This window comes from Paenibacillus sp. UASWS1643 (genome assembly GCF_008693195.1).
GTDB lineage: Bacteria > Bacillota > Bacilli > Paenibacillales > Paenibacillaceae > Paenibacillus > Paenibacillus amylolyticus_B.
In genome coordinates this window covers 1-315 of record NZ_VXKZ01000033.1, presented here as the reverse complement: position 1 = coordinate 315, position 315 = coordinate 1, and the positions used below count along the sequence as shown (strand labels likewise).

Genomic DNA, 315 nt, shown 5'->3' with positions numbered 1-315 from the left:
AACACGACCGTTAAGCCCTCTAGCGCCGATGGTACTTGGACCGCAGGGTCCTGGGAGAGTAGGACGCCGCCAAGCGATTTCCCTTTGGGGTATTTTTTTTGCCCCCCTTGCCAAGGAATAAGGGATATATATTAGGGCCCTTAGCTCAGTTGGTTAGAGCGCACCTCTGATAAGGGTGAGGCCGGTGGTTCGAGTCCACCAGGGCCCATTGCAAGACCACAACAAGAAATACACAGTGTATGGGGCCATAGCTCAGCTGGGAGAGCGCCTGCCTTGCAAGCAGGAGGTCAGCGGTTCGATCCCGCTTGGCTCCAC

General features: G+C 56.2%; 2 tRNA genes and 1 rRNA gene. All 3 read left to right on the top strand.

The window, feature by feature from the left end:
- A 5S ribosomal RNA gene (rrf, locus tag FE296_RS34190) occupies positions 1-75 on the top strand; the annotation flags it as partial.
- Between the two features lie 59 nt (positions 76-134).
- Positions 135-208: transfer RNA gene (locus FE296_RS00160), tRNA-Ile, on the top strand.
- A 33-nt stretch (positions 209-241) separates the two neighbouring features.
- Positions 242-314: transfer RNA gene (locus tag FE296_RS00155), tRNA-Ala, on the top strand.
- The last annotated feature ends 1 nt before the right edge of the window (position 315 follow it).